Origin of the sequence: Streptomyces sp. DSM 40868, from assembly GCF_011820545.1 — a bacterium.
Taxonomy (GTDB): Bacteria; Actinomycetota; Actinomycetes; order Streptomycetales; family Streptomycetaceae; genus Streptomyces; species Streptomyces eurythermus.
In genome coordinates this window covers 7,441,354-7,463,803 of record NZ_CP050504.1, presented here as the reverse complement: position 1 = coordinate 7,463,803, position 22,450 = coordinate 7,441,354, and the positions used below count along the sequence as shown (strand labels likewise).

Sequence of the window (22,450 nt, the reverse complement as noted above, 5' to 3'; positions counted from 1 at the left end):
CATACGGCAGACTCGGGGCGTGCGAAAGATTCATGTCATCGGTATCGGCGCGGGCGACCCCGACCAGCTGACCCTGCAGGCGGTCAAGGCGCTGCGGAGCACGGACGTGTTCTTCCTTCTCGACAAGGGCGAGGTGAAGAGCGATCTGACCCAGCTCCGCCGGGACATGCTGGACGCGCATCTGCCGGCCGGGTCGTACCGGGTGGTGGAGGCCCGCGACCCGGAGCGGGACCGCTCCGCGGGCGGATCGGCCTACTCCCCGGCCGTCGGCGACTGGCGCAGCGCCCGCGCCGGGATCTACGAGCGGCTGATCGCCGGGGAACTGGACGAGGACGGCACCGGCGCGTTCCTCGTATGGGGGGATCCGGCGCTGTACGACAGCACGCTGGGCATCCTGGAGGAGGTGCTGGCGCGGGGCGCGGTGGAGTTCACGTACGACGTGGTGCCCGGCATCAGCAGCGTCTCCGCCCTGGTCGCCCGGCATCGCACGGGGCTGAACCGGGTCGCCCGGCCGGTGCAGATCACCACGGGCCGACGGCTGGCCGAGGGCTTCCCGGAGGGGGTGGACGACGTGGTCGTGATGCTGGACGCGCACCAGGCCTTCCGGCGGTACGCCGAGGAGGACATGGACATCTACTGGGGTGCCTACATAGGCACGCCGGACGAGATCCTCGTCTCCGGCCCGATCGCCGAGGCCGCTCCGCGCATCGAGCGCCTGCGCGCCGAGGCGCGCGACCGCAAGGGCTGGATCATGGACACGTACCTGCTGCGCAGGAACCCGGCGGAGGACCGGCCCACCCGGGACTGACAGGAACGGGATCGGCGGCCCGGCCGGGAACGAGACCGGGAACGGGGCCGGCCCGCTCACGCAGGGGCGTGGCCGAGCAGCGCGGGGCCGGCGATACGGGCCTGACCCGAGCGGGAACAGCCGGCGTGGAGCCGCGGGCCCGGGCCGGCGGAGCGCAGGCCCGGCGGGGACGGGCGGCTGACACGGACCGGCGGCCGGCGGAGACAGGTGCTCCGGGGACATGCACCCGGCGGGGCGGCTCCCCTGCCGGGTCAGGCGCCCGCTCCCCCATGTGCTGCCAAGCCCAGGCGTTCCAGGGCGCTCGCCACGTCCGGTACCGCTTCGACTCCGTCCGGCAGCGGCGGGCGGCGGACGACGACGACGGGCAGCCCCAGGTCGCGCGCGGCCGTGAGTTTCGCCGCCGTGGCCTCGCCTCCGCTGTCCTTGGTGACCAGCACGTCGATCCGGTGGGCGCGCAGGAGCCGCGTCTCGTCCGGGACCGTGAACGGGCCGCGGGCGAGGATCACCCGGGTGTCCGGCGGCAGGGGCGGTTCGGGCGGTTCCACCGAGCGGACGAGGAAGCGCAGGCCGGTCAGGGACGCGAAGGCCGCGAGGCCCAGGCGTCCGGTACTGAGGAAGACCCGGCTGCCGAGACCGGGCAGCGCCTCGGCGGCCCCGGCCGGCGACGCCACGTCGTACCAGCGGTCTCCGGGACCCGGCCGCCAGCCGGGGCGGCGCAGTACGACGGCGGGGACTTCGGCGGCCCGTGCCGCGTGCGCCGCGTGTGCGGTGATCGTCCCGGCGAAGGGGTGGGTGGCGTCCACCAGGGCGTCCACCCGGTGCTCGCGCAGCCAGGCGGCCAGGCCCTCCGGCCCGCCGAAGCCGCCGACGCGCACCTCGCCGGGCAGCGCCCCCGGCCGGGCGACCCGGCCGGCGAGCGAGGTGGTGACCCGTATCCCGGGCCGGACGGAGAGATCGGCGGCGAGGCGACGGGCCTCGGTGGTGCCGCCGAGGATCAGCACATGCGCGGGCATAGGGGTGAGCGTACGAGGTGCCGGGCGCCGACCGGACCGCCGGGGCGGGACGGCCGGGGCACGGCGTCCGTCCCTGGGCTAGCGCAGCAGCAGTTGCACGCCGCCCACGATCGTCGCCGCGATGACGAGTTGTTCGAAGAGTCGCTGGTTGATTCGGCTCACAGCCCATTTGCCGAACAGCGCACCGGGCACGACGAACAGCGCGAGCGCCGCGTCAAGGAGCAGGGAGGGTCCGTCGATCAGGCCCAGGCCCACGCTGAACGGCACCTTCGAGACGTTCACGATGAGGAAGAAGAAGGCGGAGGTGCCGAGGAATCCGAGCTTCCGGAAGCCGGCGGACAGCAGATACAGCGACATCACCGGCCCGGCCGCGTTGGCGACCATCGTGGTGAAACCGCCGAGCACGCCGTAGGAGTGGGCCTTCATGCGGCCCGTCCGGTGCGTCACCGCCTCCGGGTCCGGCGGGGTCTCGGCCGTCCGCCGGCGCCAGATCGTCACCCCGGCCATGAACAGCAGGATCGCGCCGATCGAGACCCGCACCATGCCGTCGCCGGCCCACACCAGGAACAGGGTGCCGGCCACCACGCCCACCGCCACGGCCGGGAACAGCCGCCACAGGGTGGGCCAGTGCGCGTGGCGCCGGTAGGTGACGACGGCGAGTACGTCACCGGCGATCAGCAGGGGCAGCAGTACGCCGGTGGAGGCGCGGGCGGGCAGGACCGCCGCGAAGATCGCGAGGCTGACCGTGTTGGCCCCGCTGACCGCGGTCTTGGAGAAGCCGACGAGTACGGCCGCGAAGGCGAGCGCGGCGAACTCCCAGCCTGATATGTGCCAGAGCGTCATCGTGTTCATTCGGGGACCGATGCTATGCGCATGATCATCCCGCGCGTAAGGACCGTCTCGCGGGCCGGTCCATGACAACCCGAGCCGCCCCGTACCGCCGCGGCAGCCCGCGCGGCGTCACCGCTCCGTGTACCGTGCCCGCAGCGCCCGCTTGAGCACCTTCATGCTGGGGCCCAGCGGCAGGTTGTCCGTGAACTCCACGCGGCGCGGGTACTTGTGCCGTCCCAGGTGTTCCTTGGACCACTCGGTGAGGGCGGCGGCGTCCGGGGCGGTGCCGGGGGCCGGGACGACGACGGCGCACACCTCCTCGCCGTGCAGTTCGTCGGGCAGGCCGATGACGGCGACCTGGGCGATCTCCGGGTGCCGCATCAGGACCTCCTCGACCTCCCGCGGATAGACGTTGTAGCCGCCGCGGATGATGATGTCCTTCTTGCGGTCGACGATCCGCAGGAAGCCCTCGTCGTCCTTGGTGCCGAGGTCGCCGGTGCGGAACCAGCCGTCCACCAGGGCCTCGGCGGTGGCCTCGGGACGGCCGAGGTAGCCGGAGAAGACGTTGTGGCCGCGGATGACGACCTCGCCCAGTTCGCCGGGCGGCAGCAGCTCGATCCGGTCCTCCACCTCGGCGCGGGCGATCTCCGCGTCGACGCCCCACAGCGGGTGCCCGATGGTGCCTGCCTTGGCGCCGAACACCGGCTGGTTGACGGTGGCGGCCGGCGAGGTCTCCGACAGCCCGTACCCCTCGTAGATCCGCGCCCCGAACGCGGCCTCGAACCGCTCCAGCACCGCGACCGGCAGCGAGGCGCCGCCGGAGATGCACAGCCGCAGTCCGGGGAGCCGCTCGGCGTCGGCGGCGGCCGCCGCGAGGGCGACGAACATGGTGGGCACGCCGTGGAAGGTGTTCACGTCCTCCTCGACCATCAGCTCGATGGCCCGGGCCGCGTCGAAGCGGGGCAGCAGCACGAGCGTGGCGCCCGCCCGCCAGGTGGAGTTCAGCGAGACCGTCTGGCCGAAGGCGTGGAACAGCGGCAGCGCGCCGAGGGCGATGTCGTCGGCGCGGACGTCGTGCGCGTCGAAGGCGTTGACGGTCGCGTTCATCACCAGGTTGAAGTGGCTGAGGACGGCGCCCTTGGGGACACCGGTCGTACCGCTGGTGTAGAAGATCACCGCGGGGTCGTCGGCGGCCCGGGTGACGTACGAGGGCAGCGGCTCGGCGTCGACCGCCAGTTTGTCCAGCTCCTCGCCCAGGGTGACCACTCGGACGCCGGCCGCCTCGGCCGCGGCCCGGCCGGTGTCGGCCTGGGCCGGGTGGACGAGCAGCACGGTGGCGCCGCTGTCCTTGAGGACGTGCTCGACCTCCCCGGCCGACAGCAGCAGGTGGACGGGGACGACGACACCGCCCGCAGCGGCGATCGCGTAGTAGGCGACCGGGAACTCGGCGGTGTTGGGGGCCATCAGGGCGACGTGGTCGCCGGGTCGTACGCCGAGGCCGGTGAGCACGCCCGCCCGGGCCAGCGCCCGCTGCCACACCTCGGCGAAGGTGAGCCGCAGTTCCCCCTCGACCAGGGCGGTCTTGCCGGGGCGGCGCCGGGCGTTCTCGGCGAGGATGGCGGCGACGGACAGGGTTGCCATGGAGTGCTGCTCCGTTTCCTTGCTGCGGCTCGTACTACCGGATCCCCTTGCGGGGAGCCCCCGTTGAAGACTCCTCAGTGCCGCTCGACCAGCACCGCGCTCCCCTGGCCCACGCCCACGCACATGGTCGCGAGGCCGCGCCGGGCGCCGGTGCGGCGCATGCGGTGCAGCAGGGTGGTCAGGATGCGGGCGCCGGAGCAGCCGAGGGGGTGACCGAGGGCGATGGCGCCGCCGGTGGGGTTCACCAGGTCGGGGTCGAGGCCCAGTTGGTCGACGCAGGCGAGGGCCTGGGCGGCGAACGCCTCGTTCAGCTCGGCCTCCTGGAGGTCGCCGGTCTGCCAGCCGGCCCGGGTGAGCACCTTCTGCGTGGCGGGGACCGGGCCGAGGCCCATCACATCGGGGTGGACGCCGGCGGAGGCGCCCGCGACGTACCGGCCGAGGGACTCCAGGCCCAGTTCGTTCAGGGCCTCTTCGCTGACCAGCAGCAGCCCGGCGGCGCCGTCGTTCATCGGCGAGGCGTTCCCGGCGGTGACGGTGCCGTCCGCGCGGAAGGCCGGCTTGAGGCGGGCCAGCTTCTCCAGCGAGGTGTCCTCGCGGACGCACTCGTCGTGCTGGACGGTGACCCCGTCCGGGCGCTCCACGGGCAGGATCTCGTCGTCGAAGTGGCCGTTCTTGCGGGCGGCGGCGGCCAGTTGGTGGCTGCGCAGGGCGAACTCGTCCTGCCGGGCACGGGAGATGCCGAGGCGGGCGGCGACCTCCTCGGCGGTCTCGCCCATGGCGAGCAGGCCGTGCAGCTCCTTCATGGCGGGGTTGACCAGCCGCCAGCCGAGCCGGGTGTCGTAGGTCTCCATGCGGTGCGGCAGGGCCTCGTCGGGCCGGGGCAGCACGAAGGGGGCGCGGCTCATGGACTCGGAGCCGCCGGCGATCACGATGTCGGCCTCGCCCGCGGCGATGGTGCGGGCGGCGGCGGTGACCGCTTCGAGTCCGGAGGCGCACAGCCGGTTGACGGTGGCGCCGGGCACGGAGTCGGGCAGTCCGGCGAGCAGGGCGGCCATGCGGGCGACGTTCCGGTTGTCCTCGCCGGCCTGGTTGGCGGCGCCCCAGTAGACGTCGTCGATGCGGGCCGGGTCGAGCGCGGGCACGTCGGCCACCAGGTGGCGGATCACGGTCGCGGCCAGATCGTCGGGGCGGACCGAGGAGAGGGCGCCGCGCACCTTGCCGATGGGGGTGCGGCGGGCGGTCGCGAAGTGGACGGGACGCACGGCGGGACTCCTGACCTACGACATTGTGGATCACGGAACGGTGCAGCACCCATTAATTAGCACTGCTAGTTTTGGACTATAGACCTCCGGCCGCCCCGCTGGGAAGCTCCCCCGGGGCCGGAGCCGGGGTGACGGGAGGAGACATGCACCACGTCCGCGAGCACGTCCTCGACGGCACGCACGGAGCCCTCGCCGTACGCGAGTGGCCGCATCCGGAGCCCCGCCTGCTGGCGCTCCTGGTGCACGGGTACGGCGAGCACGCCGGCCGGTACGACGAACTGGCCGGCGTGCTGACCGGGTACGGGGCCGCCGTGTACGCGCCCGACCACGCCGGTCACGGCCGGTCGGCCGGGGAGCGGGTGCTGATCGAGGACTTCGAGGACGTGGTCACCGATGTGCACGCGGTCGCGGACCTCGCCCGGGCCGCGCGTCCCGGCCTGCCGCTGGTCCTGCTCGGGCACTCGATGGGCGGGCTGATCGCGGCCCGCTACGCCCAGCGGTACGGCGACGGGCTGAGCGCGCTGGTGCTGTCCGCGCCGGTGATCGGCGCCTGGGAGCTGCCGGGGCGGCTGCTGGCCCTGGACGAGATCCCGGACACCCCGGTCAGCCCGTCCGCGCTGTCCCGGGACCCGGCCGTGGGAGCGGCGTACGCGGCCGACCCGCTGGTGTGGCACGGGCCCATGAAGCGGCCGACGCTCCGGGCGTTCGCCCGCACCCTGGAGACGGTCGCGCGAGGTGGTGACGTGGGCCGGCTGCCGCTGCTGTGGCTGCACGGCGACGACGACCGGCTGGTGCCGCTGTCCGGGAGCCGGCCCGGGGTGGAGCGGCTGAGCGGCGGCCGGCCGACCGAACGGATCTTCCCCGGAGCGCGGCACGAGGTCTTCCACGAGACGGACCGCGCGACGGCCCACGCGGAACTGCTCCGCTTCCTGGACCGGGTACTGCCCGACTGACCCCGGGTACGGCCCGACCGACCCGGCCAGGCAGAGAAACCTCCGGGTGCCGCCCCCGCTGATCAGCCGGTTTGCCGGTGCGTGCCGGGGGCACCCGCCCTTTCGGACCTCACTGAGGCAAGTCAAGGAAAGGGGATCCGCGCACCATGACCGTGGTCAAGAGCACACTTCCCGAAGAGGCGCTCGGTGTCACCGGCACCGCCCTCCAGGACACGCTGGTCGACCTGCTCGGGCTGTCGCTGGTGGGCAAGCAGGCGCACTGGAACATCGTCGGCCCCCGGTTCCGCTCCATCCACCTCCAGCTGGACGAGGTGGTCGCCACGGCCCGCGCCCACTCCGACACGGTGGCCGAGCGGGCCTCCGCGCTGGGCGTGCCGCCGGACGGCCGGCCGGAGACCATCGCGGCGACCTTCGCGCTGCCCGGCACCAAGGACGGCTGGCTGCGCGACACGGAGGTCGTGGAGCTGATGGTGTCCTCGCTGGAAGCGGCCATCGGCCGGCTGCGGGAGCGGATCGAGGCGACCGAGAAGGCCGACCCGGTCACCCAGGACCTGCTGATCACCATCACCGCCGACCTGGAGAAGCAGCGCTGGATGTTCGAGGCCGAGAACCACCCGCGCGACACGTCCGCGGGCTGATCCACGGCCCCGCACACCGCCCCGCCCCGGGCGGGGCACACACGGAAGGAGAAAACCCATGGCCGACTCGCTGGAATTCGAAGCGCTGTGGGACGACTTCCACCGCGTGGTGAACATGAGCTCGGCGGAGCTCGCGGCCTGGCTGAAGGTCCGGGACGCCGGCGAGGAGAGCGAACCGCTGCCGGAGCGGGCGGGCGGCGAGACCGGGCAGCACGTCCTGGCCATCCTGCAGAAGCGCCGCACCGACCTGACCGAGGACGACGTAGAGGTCATGCGGAGGGTCGTCGACACGGTCGGTGAGCTGGTGGACGCGGAGAACGAGCCCGAGCCGGAGAGTGCCCGGGACACCGGCCGCCGGCACCGGCTGATGACGCTGGGCCACGACCCGCTCAAGCCGTAGGGCCGTGAACCGCGACGAGCGCGTGCTGCGGGAGCTGGTGTCCGCGTACGGACGGACGTTCGCCGAGGAGGCGGGCATCCGGCTGAAGGACACCCCGCAGCCGCTGTACCGGCTGCTGGTGCTGTCCCTGCTGCTCAGCGCCCGGATCCGGGCCTCGGTCGCGGTGGCCGCCGCCCGCGCCCTGCACGAGGAGCACCTGGACAGCCCGCGCCGGATGGCCGAGGCCGGCCGGCAGCGGCGGGTGGACGCGCTCGGCCGGGGCGGCTACCGGCGCTACGACGAGCGGACGGCCACCCAGCTCGGGAACGGCGCGGAGCTGCTCGGCCGGCGCTGGGGCGGCGATCTGCGCCGGCTGCACCGGGAGGCGGAGGGCGACGTCGGCACCCTGCGGGAACTGCTGCAGGAGGAGCCGGGCATCGGGCCGGCCGGCGCCGACATCTTCCTGCGCGAGGCGCAGCGGGTGTGGCCGGACGTGGCGCCGTACCTGGACGGCAAGGCGCTGTCCGGCGCCGGGCGGCTCGGCCTGCCCGAGGATCCGCGGAAGCTGGCCGGGCTGGCCGGGGACACCCAGCCGGCCGTGCTGGCCGCCGCGCTGGTCCGGGCGGCGCTCGACAAACAGGTGGTCGAGGACTGCCTGCGCCGCGCCGGGTGATCGTGGCCGCGCAGGCTGATCGCGCAGGACCGCCCCCAGCACGGCTCCGGCGGGGCGCCCTCGGTCCCTGACCCCGGTCAGAGGCCCAGCACGTGGGCGATCGTCCGCAGTACGCCGGCGTCGTTGTTGGACGGGGCCAGGTGCCGGGCCCTGCGGATCACCTCGGGGTGGGCGCCGGCCATGGCGAAGGACCACTCGGCGGCGTCGAGCATCTCCAGGTCGTTCAGGTAGTCGCCGAACACCATCGTCTGGGCGGGTGTGACGCCGAGCGCCCGCTGCAGGCGGCGCAGGGCGGTGCCCTTGTTCGCGGTGCGGTTCATCACGTCCACCCAGTGCTCGCCGGAGACGACGACCTGGTGGGTGCCGGCGAAGGGGGCGAGGGCCGGGGCGACGGTGTGCTCGGCGGACGCGAAGTCGAACACCGCCACCTTGATCATCTCGTCCTCGACGGCGGTGACGTCCTCGACGATCCGGTGCTCGGCGTAGTACTGGCGCACCTCGGCGAGGAACGCCTCGTCGGTCCGCTCGACGTACGCCGCCCGCTTGCCGCAGACGACGGCGCCGACGTCCGCGCCGTCCGCGGCGAGCCGTCGTACCGTCCGCGCGATCTGCGCCGCGACGGGCCCGTCCAGCGGGTCGGAGCTGAGTTCCACGCCGTCGCGGACCACGTAGGTGCCGTTCTCCGCGATGAACACCATGCCCTCGGCGACCCGCTCGAACTGCCGGCGCAGGGTCGCGTACTGCCGTCCGCTGGCCGGGCTGAACAGCACCCCGCGGCGGCGCAGCTCGGCGAGCATCGGCCACAGCCCGTCGGGGATCCGCTTGGCGTCGTCCAGCAGCGTGCCGTCCATGTCGGTGACGATCAGCCGGATGTCGGCGGGGCCCGCGGGCAGCGCGGCGGTGTCGAGGAGGGGGGCGGGTATGGCGGACATGTGCTGCTTCCGGTCGGGTGCGGGGATACCGGTCCAGTGTTCCTCATCCGCCCGACCGGCCCCGAACCGCCCGGGGTGATCCGTTTCCCGGGACAGAACGATCACCGGGAGGGACAATGACGGCGGAGAACAGCATGTGAGAAGGGGCGGACAGGTGAGCGAGGGGCACTCCCCGGCGACCGGGGCGGCACGGCTGGACACCGGCGTGGCGCACAACGCACGGGTCTGGAACCACTGGCTGGGCGGCAAGGACAACTACGAGGTCGACCAGCGGGTGGGCGACCACATCGCCGGGATGTTCCCGGTGATCCGGGCGGTGGCCCGCGCGGACCGGGACTTCCTGGGCCGGGCGGTGCGGTTCCTGGCCGCCGAGCGGGGGATACGGCAGTTCCTCGACATCGGCACCGGGCTGCCCACGGCCGACAACACCCACGAGATAGCCCAGCGGATCGCGCCCGAGTCACGGATCGTGTACGTCGACAACGACCCGATCGTGCTGGTGCACGCCCGCTCGCTGCTGACCAGTTCCCCCGAGGGCGTCACCGACTATCTCGACGCCGACGTGCGCGACCCGGACGTCATCGTGCGGGACGCCGCGCGGACCCTCGACCTGGACCGGCCGGTGGCGGTGATGATGCTGGGCATCCTCAACTTCGTGCCGGACACCGCCGAGGCCCGGGACATCGTGCGGCGCGTCATGGCGGCCGTTCCGTCCGGCAGCCACCTGGTGCTCACCCACCCGACGTACGACGCCGAGGCGGGCGGCGCGGGCAACGTCGCCGCGATGGAGTTCTGGAACGCCCACGCCACCCCGCCGATCACCGCCCGGAGCCACGCCGAGATCGCCGGCTTCCTCGACGGCCTGGAGCCGGTCGAGCCCGGGCTGGTGCCGTGCTCGCGGTGGCGCGCCGGGGCGGACGCCGCCGTGGTGCCGCAGTACGGCGCGGTCGCCGTGAAACCCTGACCCCGGGGCCCGGCCGTCCCCCGCCGGCCGGGCCCGTCGAGGAGGACGCATGACCACGCTCGCCGACCCCCGACCCGGCGGCCGCCCCGGCGACCTGGACCGGGTGCCCGCCCTCACCGCGGACCTGGCGGCCCGGGGCGTGCACGGCATCGTCCTGGCGTACGTGGACACGGCGGGCGTCTGCCGGGTCAAGACGATCCCGACGGCACGGCTGGAGGCGGCCGTGGCCTGGGGTGTCGGCATGTCGCCGGTGTTCGACACCTTCCTCGCCGACGACTCCATCGTCACCACCGACGTCCTCGGCTCCCCCGACGGCGACCTCAGGCTCTACCCCGACCTCGACCACCTCGTACCGCTGGCCGGACAGCCCGGCTGGGCGTGGGCGCCGGTGGACCGGATCACCCAGGAGGGCGAGCGGCACCCCGGCTGCGCCCGGACCTTCCTGCGCCGGATCGTCACGGACGCCGCCGACCGGCACGGCCTCGCCTTCAAGGCGGCCATCGAGATCGAGTGGGCCGTCGGCGTCGGTTCGGCGCCCGCCGACGAGTTCGTCCCGGCCGCCACCGGGCCGGCCTACGGCGCCGTCCGGCAGGTGGAGCTGAGCGACTACACCGCCGAGCTGCTGGCCGCGCTCGCCGCCCAGGGCGTGGACGTCGACCAGATCCATCCCGAGTACGCGCCCGCCCAGTTCGAGGTGTCGGTGGGCGCGCTGGACCCGGTGGCGGCGGCCGACCGCAGCGTGCTGGTGCGGCAGACGATCCGGGCGGTGGCCCAGCGCCACGGGCTGCGGGTCTCCTTCGCGCCGGCCTACCTCCCCGAGGGGGTCGGCAACGGCGGCCATCTGCACCTGTCCTGCTGGCGCGACGGGATGAACCTGCACTCCGGCGGCGAGGGCCGGTACGGCATGACGGCCACGGCCCAGGCGTTCCTGGCCGGGATCCTTGCCCATCTGCCCGGCCTGACCGCGGTGACCGCGCCGAGCCCGGCCAGCTATCTGCGGCTCCAGCCCTCCCAGTGGGCGGGGGTGTTCACCGCCTGGGGCCGGGAGACCCGCGAGGCCGGCGTACGGGTCGTCACCGGCACCGCGGGCCGCCGGGACCAGGACGCCAACCTGGAGGTCAAGCCCGTCGACCTGGCCGCCAACCCGTATCTGGCCCTCGGCTGTGTGATCGCCGCCGGGAGCGACGGCATCACGGCGGACCGCCCGCTGCCCGGGGAGATCACCGGCGACCCGGTGCGGTACGGCCCCGACGAGGCGGCGGCGCTGGGCGTACGACGGCTGCCGCGGTCCCTGCCGGCGGCCGTGACGGAGTTCCGCGCGGACCCGGTGCTGCGGGCCGCGCTGGGCCCGGTCCTCGCCGACGCGGTGAGCGCCGTACGGCTCGGTGAGGCGGCGGCCGTCGAGGGGCTCGCCCCCACCGCGCTGGCGGCGTTCTACCGCTGGGCGTACTGACCGTGGCCGCCCCGGGACCGGTCCACGAGGCCCTCGCCGCGCTGCCGCTGGTGGACCACCACTGCCACGGCGCGGTGACCGCCGATCTGACCGCCGGCCAGTTCGCGTCCCTGCTCACCGAGGGTGCGGCCTGGCCCGGCGTCTCCCCCTTCGACACCCCCGCCGGCGTGGCCGTGCGCCGCCACTGCGCACCCCTGCTGGACCTGCCCCGGCACGCCCCGCCCGCCGACTACGCGGCCCGGCGCGCGGAACTCGGCTGGCGGGAGGTCAACCGGCGGTTCCTGGCGGCGGCCGGGGCCGAGGTGTTCTGCGTGGACACCGGCTTCGCCCCGCACCCGCTCACCACGCCCGCCGAGCTGGGAGCGGCGGCCGGGGCCACCGCCTGCGAGGTGGTACGGCTGGAGCGGGTCGCCGAGGCGGTGGTGGCGCGGGGCGTGGAGGCGGGCGAGTACGCGGCCGTGTTCCGCGCCGCCGCCGAGGAGGCCGTACGGCGGCCGGGCGTGGTGGCGGTGAAGTCGGTCGCGGCCTACCGCACGGGCTTCGCCCTGGACCCCGGGCGTCCCACGGACACCGAGGTGACCCGGGCGGCCCGGCACTGGGCGGCGCGCGGCGGACGCCTGGCCGACCCGGTGCTGGTACGGCACCTGCTGTGGACCGCCGTCGACCTGGGGCTGCCGCTGCAACTGCACACCGGGTTCGGCGACGCGGACCTGCGGCTGCACCACGCCGACCCCGCCCTGCTCACCGACTGGCTGCGCCTGACCGCCGGCACGGTCCCGGTCCTGCTGCTGCACTGCTGGCCGTACCACCGTCAAGCGGCGTACCTGGCGGCGGTGTTCGAGCACGTGTACCTGGACGTCGGCCTCGCGCTGCACCACACCGGGCCGGCCCGCTGCCGGGCGGTGCTGGAGGAGGCGCTGGAGGTGACCCCGTTCCGCAAACTGCTGTACAGCTCCGACGCCTACGGTGTGGCCGAGTTCCACCACCTCGGCGCCCTGTGCTTCCGCCGGGGCCTGGCCGGTCTGCTGCAGGACCGGGTGGACGCCGACGAGTTGAGTCTGGCCGACGCCCTGCGGATCGCGGACTGGACGGGCCGCGGCAACGCCCGACGGCTGTACGGACCGCCCGTGTCCGAACCCGACGGCCTCTCCATGTCCGAAGCGGCCCGCGATCCCGGCGGGCGCCCCACCCGGAAAGTATGATCAAGCAATGTCTGACATGACCGAGACCACGCCCGGCTGGCTGACCACGGACGAGCTGGAGATGGCCAGGGCCCGGATGCCGATCCTGTACGTCGAGGCCGTGCCGGTGCGCGTGGACGACAGCGGTGAGGTCACCAGCATCGGGCTGCTGCTGCGCATCGGCCCGGACGGCACGGTCAGCCGGACCCTGGTCTCCGGCCGGGTCCTGCACCACGAGCGGGTCCGCGACGCGCTGCTGCGCCACCTGGAGAAGGACCTCGGCCCGGTCGCGCTGCCCCGTGTCCCCGCCTCCCTCCAGCCGTTCACCGTCGCCGAGTACTTCCCGACGGCGGGCATCACGCCGTACCACGACCCGCGCCAGCACGCGGTGTCCCTGGCCTACATCGTGCCGGTCACCGGCGACTGCCGGCCCCGCCAGGACGCGCTGGACCTCGTCTGGTTCAGCCCGCAGGAGGCCGCCTCCCGGGCCGTGCAGAGCGAGATGCCGGGCGGGCACGGGGTGCTGCTGAAGCAGGCGCTGGCACACGTCGGGCTGGTGTCCTGAGCACACGGGTCGTGGCCGGCGCATGACGGTGTCGTGTACCCGGCATGACTATCGTGTGCTCCGACAGGGTGAGCCGATCGTGGCCGGGAGTGCGCGTGCGGGAGACGGGCCGGCTGCCGCTGCCGTTGCGGAAGGACGGGCCGCGGTGGAGCACGGTGGTCGCCGAGCGCAGTGTGCTCGGCGTCGTGCACAACATCACGTCCGCCACGCGGCTGCTGGATCTGCTGGCCGTCTTCGAGGGCGACGAGCGGGTCCAGGTGTTCTTCACGCGCACCGGTTCCTCCGAACTCGACGGCGGGACGGAGGAATTCCTCACCTCGCGCGGAATGGCGCGGATTTCCTGGCAGGAGGCGCTGTCCCAGCCGTTCGACCTCGCCGTGGCCACGAGTCGTGGCGGGGAATTGCACAGAATTCCTTTTCCTCTTGTAGGGGCGCCGCACGGGGCTGGATACAACAAGGTTTTGAGCCGGGAGCGGAAATCTGGGGCATTCGGGCTGACGTCGGAGTGGCTGGTCCATGAGGGGCGGGTCGTGCCGGCCGCGATCGTGCTGTCCCATGACGAGCAGCTGCGGCGGCTCGCGGACGGTTGCCCCGAGGCGGTTCCCCGCGCCGTCGTCGCCGGTGATCCGTGTCTCGACCAGCTCCGTGCCGGACTGGCCTTCCGGGCGGCGTACCGGCGGGCCCTCGGACTGCTGCCCGGCCAGCGTCTGGTGGTCGTCTCCTCGACCTGGGGCCGTGGCTCGGTGCTCGGCACGCCCGGGGCGGATGTGCTGCGCCGCGCGCTGGCCGAACTCCCGGCCGACGAATTCCGCGTTCTCGCCGCCGTACACCCCAATGCGTGGTACGGCCACGGCGCCTGGCAGATATGCCATTGGCTCGCCCCGCTGACCGAATCCGGAATGCTGCTCCCGGCGCCGGAGACCGAGACGTGGAAAGCCGCCCTGTGCGCGGCCGATTTCCTCATCGGCGACCACGGATCGCTCACCATGTACGGCACCGCCCTGGGAATTCCGTGCGTTCTGGGTGCCTTCGACGATTCCGCCGTGGCCCCCGACTCCCCCATGGACCGCCTCGGCCGGCTTCTCCCCCGTCTCTCCCGCACCGTGCCCCTGCTCCCCCAGCTGCTGCACGCGGCGCGCACCCAGCCGGACGACCCCGGACTGGCCGCGCTGCGGCAGAGCGTGTCCTCGGCGCCCGGCGAGTCGGCCCGGCGGCTGCGCCGGCTGTTCTACAGCCGGCTGAAGCTGCCGGAGCCCGCGCACCCGGCGGCCACCCGCGCGATACCGGTCCCCTCCCCCGGCCCCGCCGCGCCCCGGCTGCCGCACCTGCCGGCCACCCTCGTCACCGCCACCGCCGACGACGAGCCCGGCGACGGTGTCACGGTCCGGGTCCGGCGCTTCCCGGCCACGGCGCAGCGCACCCAGAGCCGTCACCTCGCCGACGCGCATCTCGCCGCCGACCCCGACGACCCCGATCCCCGCTGGCCGCGCTCGGCCGACGTGCTGCTGGTGCCCGCCGAGCGCGGGCTGCTCCCGGACGAGGTGAGCGGGTCCTCTCTCGCCCGGCGCTTCCCGGGGTGCGCGCTGGTGGCCGTCGAGGAGGCCGGTCACGGCTGTACGGCGCTGTTCGGCGACGGCACCCGGCTCCGGGCCCGCTGGGCCGAGCGCCCGGCCTGGGCGTCGTTCGCCGTCGCGGCCTCGGCCGCGTACGCCTGGGCGGGGTCCGGCCCGGTCCCGCTCCGGCCCGGCGTCCGGGCGCGGCTGACCGTGCGGGCCGGTGACCATCCCGAGGCCGGGCTAGTCGAGTTCACCGTCCCCTGAGCGCACGCGGCTGTTGCCGAGGCGGCGCCGGGCCTCCTCCGCGCGCGGGCTGCGGGCCTGCTCGAACAGCGCCCCGGCGGCGGCCCAGTCGGCGGCCGCCCGCCGCTCGTCCCCCAACTGCCGGTGGACGTCGCCCCGCCGGGTGGGAGTCACCTGCTCACCGGCCATGACGGGAGCGCAGTGGGGGGTGACGGCGTCCTGCCGGATCAGGTCACCGTCTCCGTGCCGGCCACCGGCCACCGGCCTCGGTGACGTGCCGTGTACCGCGCCTTCGCCGGCACATGGCCGTGCACACAGCGAAGACCCCCGTGCCGGGTGGCATCGGGGGTCTTCGCCGGGCGGGGGTCAGACGCGGTTGGCCTTCAGGGTGACGGTGAACGTCTCGAGGAGGTTGCCCTGGGTGTCGTAGCGGCCGGAGGTGCCGGTCGAGGTCCAGGTGTCGCCGTTGATGGTGCCGGTCTGGTCGGCCTTGATGTAGGAGACGACGGCGCCGGTGGAGTCGTAGATCGGGTGCTCCAGGTGGAAGGTGAACGAGGAGCCGCTCTGCTTCCAGGTGCCGGTGGCGAGGTAGGCGTTGTCCTCCGGGATCATCTTCAGGGTGCCGTTGCCGTAGAAGAAGAAGTGCGGCTGGACCGGGTTGGAACCGGCGGTGCCGGAGCCCTGCCACTCGCCGGCCAGGCTGGCGTACGTCGCGTCGGCGGCGATCGGGGCGTCGGCGGTGGTGGCCGCGGACGCGGTGGCGGCGCCCAGGCCCGTCAGGGCGAGTACGGCGGTGGCGGCGACGACGCCGGCGCGGGTGGCGATGCTGCGCATGAGGTGCCCTCTTCCAGATGTGGTGTCGATGGTGAGGTGATGCGTGGTACTTCTCAGGTGGTGCTTGGTGCGTGGTGCGAAAAGGAGTCTGATGCGGTCTCCTAGAGCGGCGATCGAGGGCTGCTCGCAAGGCGGCTGACCCGTATTCTCAGGGCGCCAGTTCCCGGAAGGCGCCGCCGAAGTAGAGCATCGGGCGCCCTTCGCCCTCCCCGGTGTGGGTGACCTCCGCGACGAGGATCATGTGGTCGCCCGCGGTGTGCCGCTGCCGGATCCGGCAGGCGAGCGTGGCCAGGGCGCCGCGCACCGCCGGTGTGCCGTTGGGCAGCGTCTCGAAGGCGCCGTCGGTGAACTTGTCGGCGCCCCGGGTGGCGAACCGTCGCGCGACGGCCGTCTGGTCGTGGGCGAGGATGCTGATCCCGCAGTCGGCGGCCCGGGTGAACGTGTCGTACGAGGTGGCGGTTTCGGCCAGGCAGACGAGCACGAGCGGCGGCCGCAGCGACACCGAGCAGAAGGAGCTCGCGGTGAAGCCGTGCGGTGCCCCGAGCGCGTCGCGCGCGGTGACCACGACCACCCCGCTGGCGAACCGGGCCAGGGCCGCCCGGAAGCTGTCGGCGTCGACGCCGCGTACCGTTTCGGTGATGCCGCCGGTCACGGATCGGCCCTCCCGGTGTCCTCGCCGGCCCGCAGCGCGGCGAGCACGGCCCCTTGGCGCACGTCCCGAGCGGCGGCCAGCCGCCGGTAGGCGTCGGCGCCCTGTCCGTACGCCCGCTCGGTCTGCTCGGCGAGCGTCCGCACGATGTCGTCGGTGAGCGCGGGCGTGCCCAGGTGCTCCCACTCGGCGGCCATCCGGTCCCCGACGGCGCCCAGCATCCGCCTGAGGCCCCCGGGACCGCCGCCCAGGTGGAACGCCTGGAACGGTCCGACCGCGCCCCAGCGCAGTCCGATCGATCCGGTCACCACGGCGTCGACCTCCTCGGCCGTGAGGTATCCCTCGGCCACCAGGTGCACGGCCTCCCGGAACAGGGCCGACTGCAGCCGGTTCGCGGGGGTGCCGGCCAGGGGGCGGCGCAGCGCGACCGGCACCTTGCCCAGGGACCGGTAGAACGCGGCGGCCCGCTCCACGGCGTCGGGCCGGGTGCGGGTGCCCGGGACCAGTTCCACCAGCGGCATCAGATGGGCCGGGTTGAACGGGTGGCCGACCAGCAGTCCCGAAGGGTCGTCCATGGTGGCGCCCAGCGCGTCCGCGGACAGCGACGAGGACGACGACAGCAGCAGCACGTGGTCCGGGGCGGCCCGCTCGGCCTCGGCGAACAGCTCCTGCTTCAGGGCGAGTTGCTCGCGTACGTTCTCCTGCACCAGGTCGGTGCCGGCGACCGCCTTGGCCACGTCCGGCTCGATCGTGAGCCGGTCCAGCAGCCGGGCCGGGTCGGCGGGCGGCGCGGGCAGCGACGGGGCGAACAGCTCCACCGCCTCGCGTGCCGCCCGCTCGGCGTCGGTCCTGCGGGTGCTGAGCCGTACGTCGAGGCCGTGGGCGAGGAACAGTGTGGTCCAGGCCAGACCGATGGTGCCCGCACCGACCACGGTGACGGTGCGTACGGGCCCGGTCATCGGGCCGGCGTGGCGAAGTGCGGTGCCACCTGCCGCGCGAACAGCTCCGTCGAGCGCTTGGCGACCTCCACGGGCAGCAGCCCGGAGTGGATGGTCAGGCTGAGGGTGATGTCCGGGCCGAACCAGCCCTGGATGCGCTCGATCTGGGCGCGGACCTCGGCCGGCGATCCGGCGAGCAGCTTGTCCGCCTCCAGCTTCTTGTCGAAGTCGTAGGTGCGGGTGGCCTCGAGGATCCTTTCGTAGCCCGGGTAGGCGCTGCTGGAGACGCGTCCCCACGCGGAGACGGCCTCGGCCATGCGCTGGTTGTACGCCTCGTCGTCCTTGCGGGCCAGGCGGCGTGCCTCGTCGCCGTCCTCGGCGACGTAGGTGGGGTAGCTGAACTGCACGCGGCCCGGTCCCTCGTGGCCCGCCGCGGCGCGCGCCGCCCGGTAGGCGCCGAGCATCTCCTGGGCCTTCTCGACGGACGAGGTGGCGGGCACGAGCAGCAGGTGGTGGCCGGCGCGCCCCGCGGACTCGCAGGACTCGAGGCTCATGGCGGTGGCGACGTGGGTCGGCGGGTGCGGCCGCTGCACCGGGCGCGGCTGCAGGGTGACCGGGCCGAACTTGTGGAAGCGTCCCTCCCAGACCACGTCCTCCTCGGTCCACAGCCGGCGGATCGCCTCCACGTTCTCCTCGAACAGGGCGCGGCTGTCGTCGATGGACACGCCGAAGGCCGCGAACTCGTCGGGCAGGAAGGCCCGTCCGAAGCCCACCTCCAGCCGGCCGTGCGAGAGGTTGTCCAGCATGGCGAGCTTGCCCGCGAGCTTGACGGGGTGGGTGAACGCGGGCAGCACGGTGCCGGTGATCAGCCGGATGCGGCGGGTGCGGGCGGCCGCGGCGGCCAGGAAGGTGACCGGGTCGGGGCTGTAGCCGCCGTACCGGAAGAAGTAGTGCTCGACGATCTTCACGTGCTGGAAGCCGAGCGTGTCGGCGTGCTCGGCCACGGACAGTGCCTCGTCGTAGTAGGTCGCGCCGTCCTTGTCGGCGGGACCCACGGTCGGGAAGAAGGTCACTCCGAATTCCACTGTGCACCTCGCGGGCTGATGTCGACTGCGGTACGGCGACGCTCGCAAGCCTGGCTCGCAGTCGGCTGGAGGCCGGATCGAGCAAGAACGTACTTGCCAGAGACCGGACCACCGAGTAATAGTTGGTTTGTCACAACCAACCGAGCGGGATCGGTGCCGGACATGGGACGCACGTCAGCCAATCCACCAGAGGGACCGGACGAGCAGCGCGAGGCCTCCGGTGAGGTGGCGTCGGCCCTCGCCGTGGTGGGGAACTGGATGTTCTCCACGGCGGCCAGGCGCCGCATCATGGCGGCCTCCGGTCTCGAACTGTCCCTCGGGGACTACACGCTGCTCGCCCAGATCTCCCAGCACGCACCCGTGCGGCTGTCGGTCCTCGCGGACCTGATGGAGGTCGACAAGTCCACACTCACCCCGCCCGCCAAGCGGCTCCAGGCCCGCGGCTTCATCGTCCGCGAGCCCGACCCGGCGGACGCCCGCGCCCAGCTGGTGAGCGTCAGCCGGGCCGGCAAGCAGGCCGTCCGCAAGCTCTGGCAGGCCCGGGCCGCCATCGTGGCGGAGCTGATGGAGGACTGGAGCACCGCCGACATCAAGAACCTGGCCACCCATCTGGCGGCCTTCGCCGAAGCGATCGAGAAGAAGGGGTAGGGACCGTGACCCACTTAGGGACCCAGGACGGCACGGGTGGCGGCGGCGCGGCCACCGCTGCTCCCGGCACCCCGCCGTCCCCGGGCCGCACCGCACCGCCCTGGGTGATCGTCACCCTCGCCTGTCTCGGCCAGTTCATGGTGCTGCTCGACGTGTCCATCGTGAACGTCGCGTTACCGTCCATCCAGAGCGGCCTCGGCTTCAGCGACACCGGACTGCAGTGGGTCGTGAACGCCTACACGCTCGCCTTCGCCGGTTTCCTCATGCTCGGCGGCCGGGCCGGTGACCTCCTCGGCCGCAAGCGCGTCTACATCGCCGGCATCGCCGTGTTCACCGCGGCGAGCCTGGTCGGCGGCCTCGCGGACAGCCCCGGCGTGCTGATCGTCGCCCGTGTCGTGCAGGGCGTCGGCGCCGCCTTCCTGTCGCCGATCACCCTCGCCCTGCTGACCACCACCTTCCCCGAGGGACCCAGACGGGCCTCCGCGCTGGGCCTGTGGAGCGCGGTGGCGGGCGGCGCCGGCGCGGTCGGCTCCATCGCCGGCGGTCTGCTCACCGGCTATCTGTCCTGGCGCTGGATCCTCCTGGTCAACATCCCCATCGGCATCGCCCTCATCGCGGGCTGCATGCGCTACCTCGACCACCGGCGCAGCGAGGGGCCGCGCCGGCTCGACATCCTGGGCGCGGCCACCGTCACCCTCGCCCTCCTCGCCCTCGTCTACGGCATCGTCAACACCGCTTCGTACGGCTGGACTTCACCGCAAGTGCTGCCACCGCTGATCATCGGCCTGGTGCTGCTCGCGCTGTTCTGCTTCGTCGAGGAGCGCGTCGCCAAGGTCCCGCTGATACGGCTCGGCCTGCTGCGCGCCCGTTCGGTGGCCGGCGGCAATCTGGTGGGACTGCTGATGAACGCCGCGTTCCTGTCGATGTGGTACTTCGTCTCGCTGTACCTGCAGAACGTGCGCGGTTACAGCCCCGTCCAGGCCGGACTCGCCTTCCTGCCGCACACACTGATGGTGATGACCGGGGCGCGTCTCAGCTCCCGGCTCATCTCCAAGGCCGGCACCCGTCCGCTCATCCTGGCCGGCGCCCTCAGCGCGCTCGCCGGCTTCGTGTGGCAGTCCCAGCTCGGACCGCACAGCAACTTCGTCCTGATGGTCGTGCTGCCCGGCATGCTGATGGCGCTCGGCGTCGGACTGGTCTTCACCCCCGTCGCCGCGGCGGCCACCTCCGGAGTCGCGCCCGCCGACGCCGGAGTGGTCTCCGGACTGCTCAACACCTCACGCCAGATCGGCGGCGCCCTCGGCCTCGCCATCCTCACCACCATCGCGACGAGCCGTATCCAGTCGCTCTCCGGTGACACTCAGCCCACCCCGGACAACCTGGTCTCCGGCTACGGCCTGGCCTTCCTGGTGGCCGCGGCCTTCGTGGTCCTCGGCGCGGCGTCGGCACTCGTCCTGCCACGCGTCGCCAAGAACCGCTCCTGACGGCCGACCTTTCTACAAGGAGACCTCGTTGAGCAGCGACAAGCCCCGACTGACCTACCCGCACCTGCACTTCCGCGAGCCCAACCCGCTCGCCGACGGCAACTACCCGGGATTCGCGCCGGGTTCGCGCGTCGCCGACGGGATGCGCATCGACCGCGACGTCGAGATCCCGGTCCGTGACGGCAGCGTCCTGTACGCCGACGTGCACCGGCCCGCCGACCCCGGCGCGGCACCGCTGCCCGTGCTGATCTCCTGGGGCCCCTACGGCAAGCACGGCGGCCGCAGCACCGCCCCCAGCCGCAGCGCCGCCAGCGGCGTCGACCCGTCCTGGGTCTCCCCGTACGCGGCGATCGAGGCCCCGGACCCGCTGTTCTGGTGCCGCCACGGCTACGCGGTGATCTACATCGACCCGCGCGGCACCTGGAGCACCCCCGGCGACTACACCCTCGCCTCGGAGCAGGAGGCACAGGACTTCCACGACGCGATCGAGTGGGCCGGCACCCGTGACTGGTCCAACGGCAAGGTCGGGCTGTCCGGTGTCTCGTACCTGAGCATCGCCCAGTGGCGGGTGGCCGCGACCAGGCCGCCGCACCTGGCCGCCATCAACCCCTGGGAGGGCCTGACCGACTTCTACCGGGACATCGCCTACCACGGCGGCATCCCGGAGACCGGCTTCATGGAGGTGTTCGCCCGGCACAGCCTCGGCTACTCCTCCACCCGCGTCGAGGACCTGGAGCGCCTCGCCCCCGAGCACCCCTTCGACGACGCGTACTGGGACGCCAAGCGGGCGGTCCTGGAGAACGTCGAGGTGCCCGCGTACGTGGTCGCCAGCTGGTCCAACCAGGGCCTGCACGGCCGCGGCACCCTGGAGGGCTTCAAGCGCATCTCCTCGGCCCACAAGTGGCTGGAGGTGCACGGCCGCAAGACCTGGGAGTACTACTACCGGCCCGAGAACGTCGCCAACCAGCTCAAGTTCTTCGACTGGGCGCTGAAGGGCGAGGACAACGGCTGGACCCAGCGGCCGAAGGTGCTCACCGAGGTGCGCGAACGGGCGAACGCCGGCTATGTCGCGCAGGAGCGGGAGTGGCCCATCGCCCGCACCGAGTACGTGCCGCTGCACCTGGACGCGGCCACGGGCACCCTGGCCGACAAGCCGCCGCTGGCCGAGGCCGAGGTGAGCTACCCGGTCCAGGACGGCGACGGGGTCGGCGGGACCCGCTTCACCTACCGGTTCACCGAGCGGACCCGGCTCACCGGCCACGCCAAGCTGCGGCTGTGGCTGGAGGCGCGGGGCTCCGACGACGCCGACGTCTTCGTCGCGCTGCGCAAGAGGGACGCCACGGGCCAGGAGGTGCCGTTCCCGTTCTTCGCGCTGTACGACAACGGCCCCGTCGCCCTCGGCTGGCTGCGGGCCAGCCACCGGGCCCTGGACGAGCAGCGCTCCACGCCGTGGCAGCCCTGGCACCCGCACGACCGCGAGGAACTCCTCGAACCGGGCGTCCCGGTCGCCCTGGACATCGAGATCTGGCCCTCGTCGACGCTCTTCGAGCCGGGCGAGAGCCTCGAGGTCGTCGTCCAGGCGGGCGATGTCGTCACCGGCGTACTGCCCGGACACCGCGTCACCCGCAACGCGGGCGACCACATCATCCGCACCGGCGGCCGGTTCGACAGCCATCTGCTCGTCCCCGTCGTCGCGGACGAGTAATCCGTACACGATTCA

General features: G+C 73.3%; 23 protein-coding genes. 13 read left to right on the top strand and 10 right to left on the bottom strand.

Features of this window, described 5'->3' with window-relative positions:
* The first annotated feature begins 19 nt into the window (after window positions 1-19).
* Complete coding sequence (gene cobF, locus HB370_RS33805; RefSeq protein ID WP_030794288.1) at window positions 20-808, top strand: precorrin-6A synthase (deacetylating); 789 nt, start codon at window positions 20-22, stop codon at window positions 806-808.
* Between the two features lie 251 nt (window positions 809-1,059).
* Here the strand turns inward: cobF and HB370_RS33800 are convergent, their stop codons facing one another.
* The 4 genes from HB370_RS33800 to HB370_RS33785 all read right to left on the bottom strand — a co-directional run bounded on the left by HB370_RS33800 (window position 1,060) and on the right by HB370_RS33785 (window position 5,555).
* Window positions 1,060-1,821, bottom strand: a complete 762-nt coding sequence (locus HB370_RS33800) for a cobalt-precorrin-6A reductase (RefSeq protein ID WP_030794290.1) — start codon at window positions 1,819-1,821, stop codon at window positions 1,060-1,062.
* Between the two features lie 78 nt (window positions 1,822-1,899).
* On the bottom strand, window positions 1,900-2,673 hold the full coding sequence (locus HB370_RS33795) for a sulfite exporter TauE/SafE family protein (RefSeq protein ID WP_030794291.1): 774 nt from the start codon (window positions 2,671-2,673) through the stop codon (window positions 1,900-1,902).
* Between the two features lie 108 nt (window positions 2,674-2,781).
* Entirely contained in the window at window positions 2,782-4,293 is a 1,512-nt protein-coding gene (locus tag HB370_RS33790; protein WP_030794294.1) for a long-chain fatty acid--CoA ligase, read from the bottom strand.
* 74 nt (window positions 4,294-4,367) lie between these two features.
* Window positions 4,368-5,555, bottom strand: a complete 1,188-nt coding sequence (locus HB370_RS33785; protein WP_030794297.1) for a thiolase family protein — start codon at window positions 5,553-5,555, stop codon at window positions 4,368-4,370.
* 143 nt (window positions 5,556-5,698) lie between these two features.
* On the opposite strand from HB370_RS33785, the gene HB370_RS33780 reads away from it, so the two are divergent.
* The 4 genes from HB370_RS33780 (at window position 5,699) to HB370_RS33765 (ending at window position 8,198) form a co-directional block, all read left to right on the top strand.
* Window positions 5,699-6,508, top strand: a complete 810-nt coding sequence (locus HB370_RS33780; RefSeq protein ID WP_030794299.1) for an alpha/beta hydrolase — start codon at window positions 5,699-5,701, stop codon at window positions 6,506-6,508.
* Between the two features lie 146 nt (window positions 6,509-6,654).
* Window positions 6,655-7,146 (top strand): DNA starvation/stationary phase protection protein, encoded by a 492-nt coding sequence (locus HB370_RS33775; protein ID WP_030794301.1) that lies wholly within the window; start codon window positions 6,655-6,657, stop codon window positions 7,144-7,146.
* Window positions 7,147-7,204: 58 nt separating this feature from the next.
* On the top strand, window positions 7,205-7,546 hold the full coding sequence (locus HB370_RS33770; protein WP_030794304.1) for a DUF3140 domain-containing protein: 342 nt from the start codon (window positions 7,205-7,207) through the stop codon (window positions 7,544-7,546).
* Between the two features lie 4 nt (window positions 7,547-7,550).
* Window positions 7,551-8,198: a hypothetical protein gene (locus HB370_RS33765; RefSeq protein ID WP_030794307.1), complete on the top strand. Its 648-nt coding sequence runs from the start codon at window positions 7,551-7,553 to the stop codon at window positions 8,196-8,198.
* A 77-nt stretch (window positions 8,199-8,275) separates the two neighbouring features.
* Here HB370_RS33765 and HB370_RS33760 read toward each other — a convergent pair whose 3' ends face one another.
* Window positions 8,276-9,130, bottom strand: coding sequence for a Cof-type HAD-IIB family hydrolase (locus HB370_RS33760; protein WP_030794308.1), 855 nt, complete (start codon window positions 9,128-9,130; stop codon window positions 8,276-8,278).
* Window positions 9,131-9,284: 154 nt separating this feature from the next.
* Between HB370_RS33760 and HB370_RS33755 the strand changes: the two genes are divergently transcribed.
* The 5 genes from HB370_RS33755 (at window position 9,285) to HB370_RS33735 (ending at window position 15,113) form a co-directional block, all read left to right on the top strand.
* Window positions 9,285-10,094, top strand: a complete 810-nt coding sequence (locus HB370_RS33755; protein WP_030794309.1) for an SAM-dependent methyltransferase — start codon at window positions 9,285-9,287, stop codon at window positions 10,092-10,094.
* A gap of 49 nt (window positions 10,095-10,143) precedes the next feature.
* Window positions 10,144-11,547 carry a glutamine synthetase family protein gene (locus HB370_RS33750; RefSeq protein WP_030794310.1) on the top strand — a complete coding sequence of 468 codons (1,404 nt, stop codon included), beginning with the start codon at window positions 10,144-10,146 and terminating at the stop codon, window positions 11,545-11,547.
* A 2-nt stretch (window positions 11,548-11,549) separates the two neighbouring features.
* Window positions 11,550-12,749, top strand: a complete 1,200-nt coding sequence (locus HB370_RS33745) for an amidohydrolase family protein (RefSeq protein WP_030794311.1) — start codon at window positions 11,550-11,552, stop codon at window positions 12,747-12,749.
* Between the two features lie 16 nt (window positions 12,750-12,765).
* Window positions 12,766-13,293 (top strand): NUDIX hydrolase family protein, encoded by a 528-nt coding sequence (locus tag HB370_RS33740; protein WP_030794315.1) that lies wholly within the window; start codon window positions 12,766-12,768, stop codon window positions 13,291-13,293.
* A gap of 95 nt (window positions 13,294-13,388) precedes the next feature.
* Window positions 13,389-15,113: a hypothetical protein gene (locus HB370_RS33735; protein ID WP_051816262.1), complete on the top strand. Its 1,725-nt coding sequence runs from the start codon at window positions 13,389-13,391 to the stop codon at window positions 15,111-15,113.
* Here the strand turns inward: HB370_RS33735 and HB370_RS33730 are convergent.
* From HB370_RS33730 to HB370_RS33710, 5 genes are all read right to left on the bottom strand, one after another.
* Window positions 15,090-15,281, bottom strand: a complete 192-nt coding sequence (locus HB370_RS33730) for a hypothetical protein (protein ID WP_157855678.1) — start codon at window positions 15,279-15,281, stop codon at window positions 15,090-15,092. The two genes, HB370_RS33735 and HB370_RS33730, sit on opposite strands and share 24 nt — an antisense overlap.
* Window positions 15,282-15,458: 177 nt before the next feature.
* Complete coding sequence (locus tag HB370_RS33725) at window positions 15,459-15,926, bottom strand: hypothetical protein (RefSeq protein WP_030794323.1); 468 nt, start codon at window positions 15,924-15,926, stop codon at window positions 15,459-15,461.
* 148 nt (window positions 15,927-16,074) lie between these two features.
* Complete coding sequence (locus HB370_RS33720) at window positions 16,075-16,578, bottom strand: flavin reductase family protein (RefSeq protein WP_051816264.1); 504 nt, start codon at window positions 16,576-16,578, stop codon at window positions 16,075-16,077.
* Window positions 16,575-17,534: a 3-hydroxyacyl-CoA dehydrogenase NAD-binding domain-containing protein gene (locus HB370_RS33715; protein ID WP_030794327.1), complete on the bottom strand. Its 960-nt coding sequence runs from the start codon at window positions 17,532-17,534 to the stop codon at window positions 16,575-16,577. The genes HB370_RS33720 and HB370_RS33715 overlap by 4 nt, the downstream gene beginning before the upstream one ends.
* A complete protein-coding gene (locus HB370_RS33710; protein ID WP_030794329.1) occupies window positions 17,531-18,598 on the bottom strand; it encodes an LLM class flavin-dependent oxidoreductase in 1,068 nt (355 codons plus the stop codon). Before HB370_RS33710 ends, HB370_RS33715 begins: the two co-directional genes overlap by 4 nt.
* A 162-nt stretch (window positions 18,599-18,760) precedes the next feature.
* Between HB370_RS33710 and HB370_RS33705 the strand changes: the two genes are divergently transcribed.
* Genes HB370_RS33705 through HB370_RS33695 form a run of 3 tightly spaced genes read left to right on the top strand, consistent with a single transcriptional unit; the run spans window position 18,761 to window position 22,435 of the window.
* Complete coding sequence (locus tag HB370_RS33705; protein WP_157855679.1) at window positions 18,761-19,246, top strand: MarR family transcriptional regulator; 486 nt, start codon at window positions 18,761-18,763, stop codon at window positions 19,244-19,246.
* A 5-nt stretch (window positions 19,247-19,251) separates the two neighbouring features.
* Window positions 19,252-20,730 (top strand): MFS transporter, encoded by a 1,479-nt coding sequence (locus tag HB370_RS33700; protein WP_051816267.1) that lies wholly within the window; start codon window positions 19,252-19,254, stop codon window positions 20,728-20,730.
* 28 nt (window positions 20,731-20,758) lie between these two features.
* Window positions 20,759-22,435 carry a CocE/NonD family hydrolase gene (locus tag HB370_RS33695; protein WP_051816269.1) on the top strand — a complete coding sequence of 559 codons (1,677 nt, stop codon included), beginning with the start codon at window positions 20,759-20,761 and terminating at the stop codon, window positions 22,433-22,435.
* The last annotated feature ends 15 nt before the right edge of the window (window positions 22,436-22,450 follow it).